Below are 14851 nucleotides of genomic sequence, written 5' to 3' on the forward strand. Positions count from 1 at the left end.
GCCGGAGACGGTGCCGTTGTTGACGTTGGCCTGCAGGTAGTCGCTGCCGGCGCCGCCGCGTACGGCGGCGCCTTGCGCGACGGTGCCGGTGACGACGATGTAGTCGCTGCCGCCGAGACCGTCGACCGAGTGCGCCGACGGGATCGACGTACATCGGATGTAGTCGCTGCCGGCCGTGCCGGTCAGGTTGGTGGCGGTGCGGGGGATGCCGTTGACCGTGCAGGTCACGGCGTGGGCGGGGGTGCTCAGAGCGAGCGGGGTGACGATGAGTGAAGCGGCGCAGAGCGCTCGCACGGCGTGTCGGATCATGCGATCAGTGACGCACGGTGAAAGATGGCTCGCAAACCGTCACCGCGCGTCGCTGCTCCGCCCGGGTCAGTCCGCCGAACGAACGGCTGCCAGCGCCTTCCGCGCCGCCACCAGGACTGGGTCCCACACCGGTGAGAACGGCGGCGCGTACCCCAGATCCAGCGCCGTCATCTGCTCCACCGTCATCCCCGCCGTCAGCGCCACGGCCGCGATGTCCACCCGCTTCGCCGCGCCCTCCCGACCGACGATCTGCACGCCGAGCAGCCGGCCCGTACGGCGCTCCGCCAGCATCTTCACCGTCATCGGAGCCGCGCCCGGGTAGTAGCCCGCCCGGCTGGTCGACTCCACCGTCACCGTCACGTACGCGAGACCGACCTCGCGGGCGTCCTTCTCGCGCAGCCCCGTCCGGGCGATCTCCAGCGCGCACACCTTCGACACCGCCGTACCGACCACGCCCGGGAACGTGGCGTAGCCGCCACCGACGTTCGCGCCGATGACCTGCCCGTGCTTGTTGGCGTGTGTGCCCAGCGCGATGTGGCGCTCGCGGCCCGAGACCAGGTCGAGGACCTCCACGCAGTCCCCGCCCGCCCAGATGTTCTCGTGACCCCGCACCCGCATCGCGAGATCTGTCAGCAGCCCCCCGTGCACCCCCAGCGGCAGTCCGGCCGCCCGTGCCAGACCCGTCTCCGGCACCACGCCCGTCCCGAGGACCACCACGTCCGCCGGGTACTCGGCGTCGTCCGTCGCCACCGCCCGGACCCGGCCGGCGTCACCCGTGAGGATCTTGGTGACCGCCGCGCCGCCGACCGTCGTGATGCCGAGCCCGTCCATCGCCCGGTGCACCAGCCGGCCCATGTCCGGGTCGAGCGTCGCCATCGGCTGCTCGCTCCGGTTGAGGACGGTCACCTCGTAGCCCCGGTTCAGCAGCGCCTCGGCCATCTCGACGCCGATGTAGCCGGCGCCCACGACCACCGCGCGCCGGCCCTTCGTACGGTCCAGCGAGTCGAGCAGTGCCTGCCCGTCGTCCAGGGTCTGCACCCCGTGCACCCCCGGGGCGTCGATCCCCGGCAGCGGCGGCCGCAGCGGACGCGCCCCGGTCGCGATCACCAGCTTGTCGTAGCCGGTCCACGCCTCCTCGCCCGACTCCAGGTCGCGGGTACGGACCCGCTGACCGTCGACGTCCAGCTCGGTGACCTCGGTCCGCATCCGCAGATCGATGTCCCGCTCCCGGTGCTCCTCGGGGGTGCGGGCGATCAGCTCGTCGCGTTCGGCGACGTCGCCGCCGACCCAGTACGGAATGCCGCAGGCCGAGAACGAGGCGAAGTGGCCGCGTTCGAAGGCGACGATCTCCAGTTCTCCGGGCTTCTTGAGCCGGCGTGCCTGCGACGCGGCGGACATGCCCGCCGCGTCGCCGCCGATGACCACCAGTCGTTCACTCATACGAACACGCTACGTCCCGGCGGTCGTTCAGTCCTGCCGCCGGCCCGAGGATGCGTCAGGTCCCGAAGCGGGTGCCGGGACCGGCGCCGGGGCCGGGGCCGGTGCCGGGGATGTGCCAGGCGGGACGGAGGCGGCAGGGGTGCGGCGCGTCAGGCGCGGCCGGAGCAGCCACCGCCACACCGCGTACAGGGCCACGACCAGCGCGAGCCACGGCGCGACCGCCGCCAGCACGATCGCCACCCACGCGAGCGCCGTCACCAGAGCGTTCCAGCCACCTGCGAGCGCGTCCAGGAAGCCGGGGCGGTCCTCCTTCTCCGCCGGCTTCTCCGTCTTCTTCTCGGTCAGTTCGAGGGTGATCGTCGACAGGGACGTACGGTCCTTCAGTGAGGCCTGCTGGGCCAGCAGCGACTCCAGGTCCGCCTGACGGCGGCTCAGCTCGCCCTCCAGCGTGACCACGTCGTCGAGCTTCGTGGCCCGGTCCATCAGCGCCCGTACCCGCGCGACGCTCGCCCGCTGGGTGGCGATCCGGCTCTCCACGTCGACCACCTGCTCGGTGACGTCCTTGGCCTCCGCCTTGCGGGACAGGAGCTTGCCGGTGCCCGCAAGCTCCGCGAGGACCGACTCGTACCGCTCCTGCGGCACCCGCAGCACGACCCGGGAGGTGACGTGCGTGTCGTCGACCCGCTCGGTCGATTCGTCGGCGATCTGCCCGCCCGCGCCCTGAGTGACCCGGCGGGCGGTGGCCAGCGCCTTGGAGGCGTCCTTGACCTCCACGAAGACCTCGGCGGTACGGACGACGTGCTGCCGGGGCGCGGCGGGCTTCTTGGCGTCGGCGCCCGTGCCCGTCCCCGGGGTCTTCGCGTCCGGCGCCGCCTGTTCGTACCCTCTGTCGGCCGCGCCCCCGGCGCCCTTGGTGTCGCTCAGGCCCTCTTGTGCGCTGCTGATGTCGCCGCTGTCCGACGCTCCGCAGCCGGCCAGCGCCAGCGAGGCCGTCAGCAGCGCCACGGCCGCCATTCGCGCTCCGCGCATGTGGATCCCCCCGGGGGTGGTGGTGAGTGTTGACGGTTCGACGTGCGGGAGGGGGGTGCGGGTTGCCCCCGGGCGATAGCGAAGCGGTCACGTTCTGGCCTCGGAACGGGTTTGAGAGAGTGGAGCCATGAACGCGGACACCACCGGGGCATCCGGGCAGGCATCGAGGCGGACCCCGGCCACGCCGGCACACGTCGTCGTCGTCGGAGGCGGGATCGCCGGACTCGCCACCGCCCACCGGCTGACCTCGGCCGGCGTGCGGGTGACGCTGCTCGAAGGCGGCGGCCGGCTCGGCGGCAAGCTGCTCGCCGGAGAGATCGCCGGCGCGCCCGTCGACCTCGGCGCGGAATCGCTGCTCGCCCGCCGCCCCGAGGCGGTCGCGCTGGCGGGGGCCGTCGGCCTCGGTGACCGGCTCCAGGCCCCGGCCACCACCACCGCCTCCGTCTGGTCGCGCGGCACGCTGATCCCGATGCCCAAGGGCCACGTGATGGGCGTCCCCGCCGACGGCGGAGCGGTCGGCGGACTCCTCTCCGACCAGGGCGTGCGCCGGGTCGGGCAGGACCGCGAACTTCCCCCGACGGAGATCGGCGACGACATCGCCATCGGCGCCTACGTCGCCGACCGGATGGGCCACGAGGTCGTCGACCGGCTCGTGGAGCCGCTGCTCGGCGGGGTGTACGCCGGTGACGCGTACCGGATCTCCATGCGGGCCGCCGTCCCCAAGCTCTTCGAGGCCGCTTGTGTCCACCCGACGCTCACCGCCGCCGTCCGCGCCGTCCAGCAGGCCGGCGCGGCGACCCCCGCCGACGCCGCCGGTGCGGCCACCGGCCTCGGCGGCTCGGCGTTCATGGGCATCGAGGGCGGGATCGGCACCCTGCCCGGCGCCGTCGCGGACGCCATCCGCGCCGCGGGCGGCGAGATCCTCACCCACGCCCCGGTCACAGGGCTCCGCCGCGTCGCGTCGCCCGACGGCCCGGGGGCCGCTGCCGCGACACGTACGCGCTGGCAGGTCGTCACACCCGGCCGGACGCTCCTCGCCGACGGTGTCGTGGTCGCCACCCCCGCCTGGTCCGCCGCCGAGCTGCTCGCCGAGGAGGTACCGGCCGCCTCCGCCGAGCTCGACGCTGTCGAGTACGCCTCGATGGCCCTGGTCACCCTCGCCTTCCGGCGCTCCGACATCCAGGAGCTGCCCGGGTCCGGGTTCCTCGTGCCGCCCGTCGACGGACACACCATCAAGGCGTCCACGTTCTCCAGCCAGAAGTGGCGGTGGGTGACGGACGCCGCCCCCGACCTCTTCGTGCTGCGCACCTCCGTCGGCCGCTACGGCGAGGAGGAGCAGGTCCACCGTGACGACGCCGACCTGGTGGAGGTGTCGCTGAAGGACCTCGGCGCGGCCACCGGACTGACCGCCCGGCCTGTCGCCACCACCGTCACCCGCTGGATCGACGGCCTCCCGCAGTACCCCGTCGGTCATCTCGCCCGGGTCGCCCGCCTCCGCGCGGCCGTCGCCGCCGTGCCCGGGCTGCGCCTCGCCGGGGCGGTGTACGACGGCGTCGGCATCCCCGCCTGTGTCGCCTCCGCCCACCGCGCCGCCGACGAGATCGCGAAGGAGATCGCGGACGAGATCATCGCCACGTCGAAAACGGTGGACCCTGGTGCGGGGCACTGTCCGTGACGGGCGAGAATAGGCGTATGAGTGCGCCCGAAAAGATCCCGAACGCCGGTAAGAAGGCGAAGGACCTCAACGAGGTCATCCGCTACACCCTGTGGTCCGTGTTCAAGCTGCGCGACAACCTGCCCGAGGACCGCGCCGGCTACGCCGAAGAGGTGCAGGACCTTTTCGACCAGCTCGCGGCCAAGGACATCACCATCCGTGGCACGTACGACCTCTCCGGTCTGCGCGCCGACGCCGATGTCATGATCTGGTGGCACGCCGAGACGAGCGACGAGCTCCAGGAGGCGTACAACCTCTTCCGCCGCACCAAGCTGGGCCGCGCCCTCCTGCCGGTCTGGTCGAACATGGCGCTGCACCGCCCCGCCGAGTTCAACAAGTCGCACATCCCGGCCTTCCTGGCCGACGAGACGCCCCGCGACTACGTGAGCGTCTACCCCTTCGTGCGCTCCTACGACTGGTACCTGCTCCCGGACGAGGACCGCCGCCGCATGCTCGCCGACCACGGCAAGATGGCGCGGGGCTTCCCCGACGTCCGCGCCAACACGGTCGCCTCGTTCTCGCTCGGCGACTACGAGTGGATCCTCGCCTTCGAGGCCGACGAGCTGCACCGCATCGTCGACCTCATGCGTCACCTGCGCGCGTCCGAGGCGCGGATGCACGTCCGCGAGGAGGTCCCGTTCTACACCGGCCGCCGCCGCTCCGTCGCGGAGCTCGTGTCCGGCCTGGCCTGACGGCCGTACGGACAGGCCGTACGGACCGGCCGGCTCAACAGGCCGTACGGACAGGCGGCTGAACCGGTCGTCCGAACCGGCCGTACGAACCTGGTGACGGCCCGGCGCCCAGCCGGGCCCTCACCCCTTGACCCGGAAGATCAGACGGTGGGCGGGAGCTCCGTCCGCCGCTCCAGCGACACCGGGTCCGGCTCCGGGTGCGGCGCGCACGACGCGCGCCGCACCGGCGTCTTTCCGGGGACCGCACCCGTGAGCAGGTACTTCTCCAGGTGCCCGTTGACGCAGGCGTTCGCCCCGCCGCCGATGCCGTGCGTACCGGCGTCGCGCTCGGTCACCAGGGCCGCCCCCCACAGCCTGCGCTGCAGCTCGAGCGCCCCTTCGTACGGGGTGGCCGCGTCCCGCTCGGCGGCCAGGATCAGCACCGGCGGCAGCACACCGGCCGCGGTCCGCACGTCCAGTGGCTTCTGCCGAGGCGCCTTCCAGTAGGCGCAGGGGAGATTCATCCAGGCGTTGTCCCACGTCGCGAACGGGGCGATCTCGGCGATCCGGGTGTTGTCCCGGCCCCAGACGGCGAAGTCCTCCGGCCAGGGAGCGTCGTTGCACTCCACCGCCGTGTAGACGGCCCTCCCGTCGGCCTCCTCGGCGAACCCCTCCTCCTTCGGCGCCGCCTGCTCGATCAGCGGCTTCGGGTCCCCTTTCAGATAGCGGGAGAGCGCGGTGGCCCGCGGGGCCCAGAAACGGTCGTGGTACCCGGTCCGGAGCATCGCCGCGTGCAACTGCCCGGGGCCCACCGTGCCGCCCGCGGGCCGCGCCGCGAGTTCGACGCGGACCTTCTCGTAACTCTCCCTCACCTCCTCCGCGGTGTTTCCGAGGCCGTACACCTTGTGGTGCTTGGCGGCCCAGGTGCGGAAGTCGGCCCAGCGGCGCTCGAAGGCGAGCGACTGGTCGAGGTTGTTGACGTACCAGATCTGCCGCGGCGCGGGATGGGCCGGGGAGTCGAAGACCATCCGGCGCACCCGCTGCGGGAAGAGCGTCGCGTACAGCGCGCCGAAGTAGGTGCCGTACGAGGCGCCCATGTACGTCAGTCTCGGCTCGCCGAGGGCGGCCCGCAGCACTTCGAGGTCGCGTGCGTTGTTGAGCGAGTGGTAGTGCCGCAGGGCCGCGCCGGTGCGCTGGGCGCAGCCCTGCGCGTACGTCTTCGCGCGGGCGATCCGCTCCTGCTTGAAGACCTCGGACGGCTCCGTGGGGGCGGGTGTCGGGCCCTTGGCGCGGTCGACGGGGTCCTGGCAGGAGACGGGGGCGGAGCGGCCCACCCCGCGCGGGGCGTAGCCGACCAGGTCGTACGCGGCCGCGATCCGCTTCCACGCGGGGAGTTTCGCGGCCGTCGGGAAGTACGTCGAGGAGGCGCCGGGGCCGCCCGGGTTGTAGACGAGCGCGCCCTGACGGCTGCCCGCCGGGCCCGAGGCCCTGACCCGGCTGACGGTGAGCGGGATCCGGGTCCCGTCGGGGTCCGCGTAGTCGAGGGGGACCCGGACCGTGCCGCACCGGACGGACTCCGGAAGCTTCTCCGCCGCCGGGCAGGCGGTGAAGTGGATGCCCTCGGCGGCGGCCCTGCGGGCGGCGAGCAGGGTGCCGCGCTCCTCGGCGGGCGGGGCGTCGAGGGCGGCGGTGGGGGGTGCGGCGGCGAGCGAGCCGGCGAGTGAGGACAGCACCAGCGACCCGGCGGCCCCGAACAGCGCGAGCGCTCTCATCGCCACTTCCCTTCGTACGCGGACGGACGGAGGGATCGTCGGCACGGGCGCCCCACTCGCACAAGGACCGCCGGGGGGTGTCGGGGGCAATGCCCCCGATGGCCGTCAGAAGCTGGAGCTCGAACTGGAACAGCTCGACCCACTGCTGCTGGAACAGGAGCTTCCGCTGGACCCGCTGGACCCGCTGGACCCGCCCGAGCAGCTCGACCCGCCGGAGCCCGAACAGCTGGAGCCGCCGCCGGAACAGGAGCCTGCGGAGCAGCCGCCCCCGCCCCCACAGCCGCCTCCGCCGCTCCCGCCGCCCGCACCGGCCGCGCACCAGACGGTGACCAGACCGGCGGTGTCGTCCGTGTACGCGGGCGTGTACGGGGCCTGGACACCGCCACCGCCCCGGCGCCGGGGCGCGTACACGCGGGCCGCCGCCAGCAGCTGCTCCCGCAGGATCGGGTCCGGCAGGGCGCGCAGCCCGTGCAGGGCGACCAGATGGCCCGCGTCGGCGAGATGGCCGTACGCCCGCCCGTACGCGGCGACGGCGCGGCGGCCCGCCGGGGTGACCCGGCCTGAGGCGATCGAGCCGCACACCACGGCGGTGATGCCGGCGCCCGCCAGTGCGGGAAGCACCTTGAAGACGAAGGGGAGGGGAAGGTCGGCGGCGTCCGCCCGCGCGAGGTCGACGACCGTGAGGACGAGGCAGACCGGGACCAGCAGGATGCAGGCGACGCCCAGGGCCGCGCTCCGGCGGACCGCCGAGCGGCGGGCGGAGGGCGTGACGATGAGCCCGCGCGCCGCGAGCGCGTCACCGACCTCCTGGACGGCCGGATGCCGCATGACCGTCATGCGGAGGTGGTGCAGCGCGCCGTGCGGGGCGGCCGCGTGGACCTGGAGGACGGCGCGTTCGACGGGGTCGTGGGCCGTCGGGCGCAGGACGGCCACGATGCCGGGGCCGCCGATCGCGATCCGGCCGTCCGCCTGGAGCGTGGCGAGGGCGGCGTCGACGACCCGGGCGGGGCCGCCGTTCAGGAAGGCCGCCTCGTGGCGGTCATGGACGGGTCCGCCGGCGCCGGCGCGGGTCCGGGACACCTTGATGATCAGGAGGACGGCGCAGGTGGCGGCGGCCAGGTGGAGGGCGATGGCGAGTGCGTTCATGCTTCCTTCACCTTCTGACCAGTGCGGCGCGGGCGGCGCGGGCGAAGCGGGTGGCGCGGCCCGGGGGGCGGGTGCCCGCGCGGTCCTGCCACCAGTGGGTGAGGCGGCGCCGGGCGCCGGGGTCCTCGGGCCGGCCGGCGACGAGCAGGTGCTCGACGAAGTCGAGGGCGTCGCGGCGGTAACCGCCGGACATGGGACGGGACTTGGCATAGGCGAGGAACGCCGGCCGGTACGCGTCGCCGAGGATCTCGGGCAGCTCCGGGGCGACCTTGGCGACGACCTCCGCCCGCTTGGCCGCGAGCGCCCGGCTCTGCACCCCGAGCCGCCGCGTGTCGAACCCCTCGGGCGCGGGCGTGCCGGCGACGAGCGCGGACAGCAGCGCCGCCTGCCCGAGCGCGACCCGGGCCCGCGCCCGGTCGGACTCCTCCGCGAGGAGCCGGGCGGGGCCTTCGCCTTCCGGCGCCTCGGTGGGACGGGCGGCGACAGGCGCCCCCGGCCCCTGGGCGGGGCGGGCGACGACCGGCGCCGCCGTGCCGTCGGCGGGTGCCGAGACGCCGCCGCGCCCGGCGGACTCGGGAGCCCCGCCCGGCCGGGGCGAGGGCTCCCCGGCGGCCCCGTGCGCGGGGACTGCCGTCGGGGCGACCGGTGGTTCCGGTGCCGGGTCGGCCGGCGGCTTCGGCATCGGGCCACCGGAGACGCGGGCACCCGCGCCGATGAGCAGGGGGCGGGCCTCCTCCCGCCGAGCGCCGGCGGCGTGAGACGTCGCGGGTGCCGGCCGGGGCCCCGCCCCGTCGGTCGCCGCCGTGGGGGACCCGGCCGTCGTACCGCGCCGGGCCGCCCGCGAGACGGTGGCGACGCGCTCGCGGCCGGCCTCGGCCGGTGCGCCTGCCCCGGGTACGGGCCCGGCCGCCTCGGCCACCGTCCGGCGGATCGACCGCAGTTCCGAGGCCAGTTCCTCGGGGGGCGGGAAGTTGTCGTCCCGTTCCAGCAGGACGCCCGGCGGGGAGACCCGGGACGCCAGGTCCGCCAGGATGTCGAGGACCGGGGCCGGGACCGGGTGGGCGTGGGTGTCGTGCCAGACGCCGTCACGTGCGAGACCGCCCGCGACATGGACGTACGCGATCGACTCGAGCGGCAGCTCGGAGAGCGCCTTCGCCGGGTCCTCGCCCCGGTTGACGTGGTTGGTGTGGAGGTTGGCGACGTCGATCAGGAGCCGTACCCCCGTACGCTCCACCAGCTCCGCCAGGAACTGCCCCTCCGTCAGCTCCTCGCCGGGCCATGCGATCAGGGCCGCGATGTTCTCCAGGGCCAGCGGCACGGGCAGCGCGTCCTGCGCGATCCGGACGTTTTCGCAGAGCACGTCCAGCGCGTCCCAGGTCCTCGGCACCGGCAGCAGGTGCCCCGCCTCCAGGGCCGGCGTCGCGGTGAGCGGCCCCCCGGCCCGGACGAACGCGATGTGCTCCGTCACCAGCGGCGCCCCCAGCGCCGTCGCCTTCGCCGCCAGTTCCGTGAGCCGCCCCGCGTCCGGCCGGTCCGCGCCGCCGAGCCCCAGCGAGACTCCGTGCGGGACGACCGTGACGCCGCGCGCACGCAGTCGCGTCAGCGAGTCCGGGAGGTGCCCCACGCAGATGTTCTCCGCGACGACCTCCACCCAGTCCACGCCGGGCAGCGCCTCCACCGCCTCCGCGATCTCGGGACGCCAGCCGATGCCGATGCCGAGTTCCGTGCCGCGTTCCGTGCCGAGTTCCGTCATGTCCCCCTCCTTCAGTCCCCCACGTGATGGCCCCGCCGGTGACGTTCGAATCCCGGCGGGGGGACGTTCAGAGGTTGATTTGAGGTTCCGGCCCGTGCCGCCTCACCGCCTCACCCGTGCGGCGTCATGATCCCCGCCTCCGGCACGGGGCGGGAGGTGTACGACTGGTCCGTCCCCGACGGCAGGACCGGCGAGGGCACGGCGGGCGACGGCACCACCGGCGGGCCGGTCGGGGGCGTCGTCTTCCGGCCCGCCGCCTCGTTCGCCAGCGCGTCGTGGTCGACCATCCCGGTCGCCTCCAGCATGGTGATGTGGTCGAGCACCGTCTGGTTGGCGTCGCTCGCCAGCTGCCGTATCAGCGCGTTGCGGGTGGTGTGCCGGACCTCCGCGATGAGCGCGAACACCTTTCCGTGCGCGTTGCGCAGGATGTTCGCGAACTTCCGTTCATATTCCTCCCCGCGCGCCGCCGTCAGCTCCCTGAGCCATCCCTGCTGCTGCTCGGTCGGCTGGTTGGGCAGCTCGACGCCGAGCTTCGCGGCCACGTCCCGCGCCCGCCGGTCCAGGTCGGTGTGGCCGACGACGAGATGGTCGCCGCACTCCACCATCGCCCGGCTGGGGGCGCGTTCGATGGCCTGCTGGCCGGCCGGGAGCTCCCAGAGCCCGGCGAGCCGCACCTTGACCAGCAGATCCCGGTCCGTGGCCGAGAGCGGGCCCCACTGGGTGGCCACGGTCGACGCGTTGAGGTTGGCCTGGCCGGTTCCGGAGCGGTCGGCGTAGGACCAGACGGGGAAGGCGAGTGCGCCGACCGTGGCGACCAGCGCCGCGATGATGAGTGCCGTCCCGTTGACGCGTAGCGACAAGATGTCTCCCGTACTGTCCCGTGCTGTCGGTCGATGTCACCGCAGACTGAACCGCCAACCCGTCAGGGCTTCAACCCACTTGGCGGTATCGGGGGATACGGATCGGGAAACGGAAGCGTTCAGTCGCCGCGCGGTCCGACGGACGCACCGATCACGGGGAACGCGGACACGACCGTGCACGAACCGGGCGCGATCTCCGTGAATCCGGCGTCCCGCACCACCGGCAGGCCGCTCGTGGTCAGTTCAGCCCAGCGCTCCGCGGGCGCCATCCGCACGGCCACCGGGAAGCCGGCCGCGCGCCACGCCTCGCGGTCCGCCTCCGACATCTCCCACCACAGCAACTGCGCCCCGTGACCCGCCTGAGCCATCGTCTTGCCCGCCGACATGTCCAGCTCGGGGTTCAGCCAGAGGACCGCCGCCCCGGCCGGTGCCTCGCCGGGCTCGGCCGGATCCTCCAGGTCGGTGCCCGACACCTGGAGCTTGACCAGCTCCTTGGGCCAGCCGTCCAACGGGACCGGCGGGAACACCCGTACCTCCGCGGCCTCGCCGGTCACCGTGATGCCCGGCAGCGCCGACGCCCGGCGCCACTCCGCGCCGCGCGCCCGCCGCACCACCTTGCGGATCCGGGCGTCCTGCCAGTCCGTCATCGCCCGCGCCCACTCCCCGTCGCCGTGGGACCGCTCGTCGGCGAGGATCTCGAGCACGGCGCGGGCCGCCGTCTCCAGCGCGTCGGTACGGGCCGGGGGCTCGGCCCGCTCGATCCGTACGACCAGGGGCAGGACGAACTGGGGGCTGAGGTCACGGGTGTCGGTCTCGTTGCTGCTCACCCGGCAAGTCTGCCATCGCCCTCACCGGCACCGTCCTCACCGGCGATTCTTGTGGGAACGCACGGTTCCGGGACAGGATGCCTTCCATGAAGAGCGATCTTTTCGCCGGTGAGCACCTCGCCGAGGCCGCGACGTTCCCGGGCATGAGCCTGCAGAACGCGAAGTCCGTCAAATACGTCGTCAACGGCGAGATGCACGCGCGCCAGGGCTCGATGATCGCCTTCCGCGGCGACCTGGCGTTCGAGCGCAAGGGCCAGGGCATCGGCGGCATGCTCAAGCGCGCCGTCACGGGCGAGGGCCTGGCGCTGATGGCAGTCCGCGGCCAGGGCGAGGCGTGGTTCGCGCACGAGGCGCAGAACTGCTTCATCGTCGAGATCGAGCAGGGCGACGCGCTCACCGTGAACGGCCGCAACGTCCTCTGCTTCGACCCGACCCTCTCCTACGAGATCAAGACGGTGAAGGGCGCCGGCATGACCGGCGGCGGTCTCTTCAACAGCGTCTTCTCCGGTTACGGAAAGATCGCCCTGGTCTGTGAGGGCGCCCCTATCGTCATTCCGGTCGCCCCGCAGGCCCCGGTCTTCGTCGACACCGACGCCGTCGTCGGCTGGAGCGAGCGGCTGCACCCCTCGCTGCACCGCTCGCAGTCCCTCGGCTCGATGATGCGGGGCGGCTCGGGCGAGGCGGTCCAGCTGAAGCTGGAGGGCGAGGGCTTCGTCATCGTCCGGCCGAGCGAGCGGACCGCGCTGAAGGCGTCGGCGAACTGAGGCTCGACGGAGTCGGCCGCCGTTACGGCCTGCGCGGCCCGTGGGTGCTGCGCGAGGTGGACCTCGACCTGCCCGCCGGTGCCCTGGTACGGATCACCGGCACCAACGGCACCGGCAAGTCGACGCTCCTGCGGCTGATCGCGGGCATCGACGCGCCGACGCGGGGCCGGATCACGGGCCGGCCCGCGCGCACGGCGTACGTCCCCGAGCGGTTCCCGGCCGCCCTGCCCTTCACCGCCGGGGGCTACCTGCTGCACCTCGGGCGTGTCCAGGGCCTTGGGAGGGCCGAGGCCGCCGCCAGGGCGGGGGAGTGGCTGGAGCGCTTCGGCGCGGGCGCGTTCGCCGGCACCCCGCTCGCCGAGCTCTCCAAGGGCAGCAGCCAGAAGGTCGCCGTCGCTCAGGCCCTGCTCGCGGACCCGCCGCTGCTCGTCCTCGACGAGGCATGGACCGGTCTCGACACGATCGCCCGCGCGGAGCTGGACCGGGCGGTCCGCGACCGTGTCGCGGCGGGCGGCACGGTGGTCTTCGTCGACCATGATCCGCGGCGGCTCGCGGGGGAGGCGGACGCGGTGTTCGCGGTGGAGGCGGGACGGGTACGGCCCGAGGCGGCGGAGGTACGGCCTGAGGCGGCACCAGCACGGGCCGAGGCGTCCCCGGCACGGTCCGAGGCCGGTCGGGTACGGCCCGGGACCGGCGAGAGCCCCTTGGTCCGCGCGGACCGGCGGGTGCGGATCGTGGTCTCCGGGGGGCGCGCGCTGCCCGACGGGATCCCGGGCTCACCCTCGTACGCACCCGCAGAGGACGGGACGACGACCGTCTGCACGGTCGACGCCGCGCACTCCGACGCGCTGCTGCGGGCGCTGCTCGCCGCCCGCCCGCCCTGGCACATCCACCAGTTGAGCACCGAGGGCGTCCGGGTATGACCGCACTCCTGCGTTATCAGGCCGACCTCTTGCTGCGGTCCCAGCGCTGGCTGGCACCGCTGCTGCTGTACGCGGTCTTCCTCGGTGTCGGCGTGCGGGCCGGGGAGCCCGTGCTCGGAGCCCTCGGGTACGCCTCCGCCGCGCTGCTCCCCGTCACCGCCTGGGTCGTACGCATCTGTCTCAACCAGGAACCGCCCGCCGCCCGCACCGTCGTGGCCGCCGCGGCCGGACGGGAGCGGGCGCACCTGGCGGCGGTCCTCGCGGCCGTCGCCTGCGCGGCGCTGCTCGGCACGGTGGCGGTCCTCGGGGTGACGGCGGTGAGCGACCTCCGCGGGGTCGGACCGGTGGCGGCCGGCGCCGCGGGCCTTCTCGCAGCGGCCGTCTGCGTCCTGACCGGCGCGGCGGTGGGCGCCCTGTGCACCCGGCCGCTCCTGCCCGCCCCGGGCTGGTCGCTCGCCGCTCTCGTCCTCGCCTCGCTCCTCGCGCTGGTGACGAGCGGTTCCCCGGCGAAGTACGCGGTGACGGCTCTGATCACCGGCTCCCGCACAGCCACCGTCCACCTCCCCTGGCTCGCGTGCGCCGGCGCCGTGGCCGTCTCGGCCGGCGCGGTGGCCCTGGCCTGCCGGGCCACCGCCTGGCGGGAGTGAGAGTGAGTACGCTCGAAGACATGGACGAGGAAACGTCGTACCGCGAGCCCACGGACACCTCGGCCGGGCCCACGGCGGCCGAGGGACCTTACGCCGAGTGCGTGCTGTGCCGACAGCCCACCGAGTACCCGGAGTCGACGAAGGGCATCACCCTCTGCCCGGTCTGCGAGTGGCGTGAGGCCGAGCGCACGGCCTGCTCCGGCTGAGGTCGCGTCCGCGAAGCCGGGCCCGGCCGTGACGCCCTGCACGCACGCCCCGTAGCCTTTCGGGCACGCGGCGGGACAGCCGGTCCCCAGGGGCGCGGGCCGGCCCGGGACCGTACAACTGCTGCGAACGTGCGCGGGTGTTAGCTTCTTTCCCGTGGTGGATCACCAGGACGAGACCAGGGCGGCCTACGACGGGGTCGTCGAGCTGTACGCGTCGATGTTCGCCGACCGGCTGGAGACGCGGCCGTTCGCGCGGGCCATGGTCGGCACCTTCGCCGAGCTGGTGCGCGGGACGGGGAATCCGCGGGCGGCCGACGTCGGGTGCGGGCCCGGACATCTGACGGCCATGCTGCACGACCTGGGGCTGGACGCCTTCGGGCTCGACCTCTCCCCGGCCATGGTCGACCACGCCCGGCGGGCCCATCCGGCGCTGCGGTTCGACGAGGCGCGGATGGAGGCCCTGCCGGTCGAGGACCGCGCGCTCGGCGGCTTGCTGGCCCACTACTCGATGATCCATACCCCGCCTGCGGAACTGCCCGCGCTGCTCGCCGAGCAGGTGCGTGTCCTGGCTCCAGGGGGTCTGCTCCTGGTGTCGTTCTTCGCGACCGACGGACCGGAGCCGGTCCGCTTCGACCACAAGGTGACGCCCGCCTACAGCTGGCCGGTGGACCGGTTCGCCGAGTTGCTGGCCGGGGCCGGCCTCGTCCCGTTCGCCCGGCTGCTCCACGATCCGGCCTCCGAGCGGGGCTTCCTCGACGCCCACTTGCTGGCCCGCCGCCCCTAGGAACCC

Annotated in this window: 14 protein-coding genes and 1 pseudogene; 7 read left to right on the forward strand and 8 right to left on the reverse strand. The window is 74.0% G+C overall.

The features are described from left to right. The 3 genes and pseudogenes from IE136_RS23975 to IE136_RS23985 all read right to left on the reverse strand — a co-directional run. Positions 1-309 (reverse strand): annotated as a pseudogene (locus tag IE136_RS23975) (hypothetical protein); the annotation flags it as partial. A 66-nt stretch (positions 310-375) separates the two neighbouring features. Beyond that, positions 376-1749 carry an FAD-dependent oxidoreductase gene (locus IE136_RS23980; protein WP_189601367.1) on the reverse strand — a complete coding sequence of 458 codons (1374 nt, stop codon included), beginning with the start codon at positions 1747-1749 and terminating at the stop codon, positions 376-378. A gap of 27 nt (positions 1750-1776) precedes the next feature. Next, positions 1777-2778 carry a DUF4349 domain-containing protein gene (locus tag IE136_RS23985; RefSeq protein ID WP_189601368.1) on the reverse strand — a complete coding sequence of 334 codons (1002 nt, stop codon included), beginning with the start codon at positions 2776-2778 and terminating at the stop codon, positions 1777-1779. A gap of 127 nt (positions 2779-2905) precedes the next feature. On the opposite strand from IE136_RS23985, the gene hemG reads away from it, so the two are divergent. Then, positions 2906-4453: a protoporphyrinogen oxidase gene (hemG, locus tag IE136_RS23990; protein WP_189601369.1), complete on the forward strand. Its 1548-nt coding sequence runs from the start codon at positions 2906-2908 to the stop codon at positions 4451-4453. A gap of 17 nt (positions 4454-4470) precedes the next feature. Continuing rightward, the gene (gene hemQ / locus IE136_RS23995; RefSeq protein ID WP_158991548.1) at positions 4471-5184 is read left to right on the forward strand and encodes a hydrogen peroxide-dependent heme synthase; all 714 of its coding nucleotides are present in this window, start codon (positions 4471-4473) and stop codon (positions 5182-5184) included. A 140-nt stretch (positions 5185-5324) separates the two neighbouring features. On the opposite strand, the gene IE136_RS24000 is transcribed toward hemQ, so the two are convergent. From IE136_RS24000 to IE136_RS24020, 5 genes are all read right to left on the reverse strand, one after another. Further along, positions 5325-6935, reverse strand: coding sequence for an alpha/beta fold hydrolase (locus IE136_RS24000; protein ID WP_189601370.1), 1611 nt, complete (start codon positions 6933-6935; stop codon positions 5325-5327). A 105-nt stretch (positions 6936-7040) separates the two neighbouring features. Further along, on the reverse strand, positions 7041-8081 hold the full coding sequence (locus IE136_RS24005; RefSeq protein WP_158991552.1) for a TIGR04222 domain-containing membrane protein: 1041 nt from the start codon (positions 8079-8081) through the stop codon (positions 7041-7043). A gap of 7 nt (positions 8082-8088) precedes the next feature. Beyond that, positions 8089-9834: an MbnB/TglH/ChrH family RiPP precursor modification enzyme gene (locus tag IE136_RS24010; protein ID WP_189601371.1), complete on the reverse strand. Its 1746-nt coding sequence runs from the start codon at positions 9832-9834 to the stop codon at positions 8089-8091. Positions 9835-9944: 110 nt separating this feature from the next. Beyond that, entirely contained in the window at positions 9945-10694 is a 750-nt protein-coding gene (locus tag IE136_RS24015) for a DUF4142 domain-containing protein (RefSeq protein ID WP_158991554.1), read from the reverse strand. Positions 10695-10813: 119 nt separating this feature from the next. After that, a complete protein-coding gene (locus tag IE136_RS24020; RefSeq protein ID WP_158991556.1) occupies positions 10814-11521 on the reverse strand; it encodes a peptidyl-tRNA hydrolase in 708 nt (235 codons plus the stop codon). 86 nt (positions 11522-11607) lie between these two features. Between IE136_RS24020 and IE136_RS24025 the strand changes: the two genes are divergently transcribed. The 5 genes from IE136_RS24025 to IE136_RS24045 all read left to right on the forward strand — a co-directional run bounded on the left by IE136_RS24025 (position 11608) and on the right by IE136_RS24045 (position 14845). After that, complete coding sequence (locus IE136_RS24025) at positions 11608-12285, forward strand: AIM24 family protein (protein ID WP_189601372.1); 678 nt, start codon at positions 11608-11610, stop codon at positions 12283-12285. Then, on the forward strand, positions 12282-13208 hold the full coding sequence (locus tag IE136_RS24030) for an ABC transporter ATP-binding protein (protein WP_162467862.1): 927 nt from the start codon (positions 12282-12284) through the stop codon (positions 13206-13208). Before IE136_RS24025 ends, IE136_RS24030 begins: the two co-directional genes overlap by 4 nt. Further along, complete coding sequence (locus IE136_RS24035; protein ID WP_189601373.1) at positions 13205-13855, forward strand: ABC transporter; 651 nt, start codon at positions 13205-13207, stop codon at positions 13853-13855. The genes IE136_RS24030 and IE136_RS24035 overlap by 4 nt, the downstream gene beginning before the upstream one ends. A gap of 20 nt (positions 13856-13875) precedes the next feature. Further along, positions 13876-14061 carry a hypothetical protein gene (locus IE136_RS24040; protein ID WP_158991567.1) on the forward strand — a complete coding sequence of 62 codons (186 nt, stop codon included), beginning with the start codon at positions 13876-13878 and terminating at the stop codon, positions 14059-14061. Between the two features lie 154 nt (positions 14062-14215). After that, positions 14216-14845, forward strand: coding sequence for a class I SAM-dependent methyltransferase (locus IE136_RS24045; protein WP_158991569.1), 630 nt, complete (start codon positions 14216-14218; stop codon positions 14843-14845). Positions 14846-14851: the final 6 nt, after the last annotated feature.

Origin of the sequence: Streptomyces lateritius, from assembly GCF_014649715.1 — a bacterium.
Lineage (GTDB): Bacteria > Actinomycetota > Actinomycetes > Streptomycetales > Streptomycetaceae > Streptomyces > Streptomyces lateritius.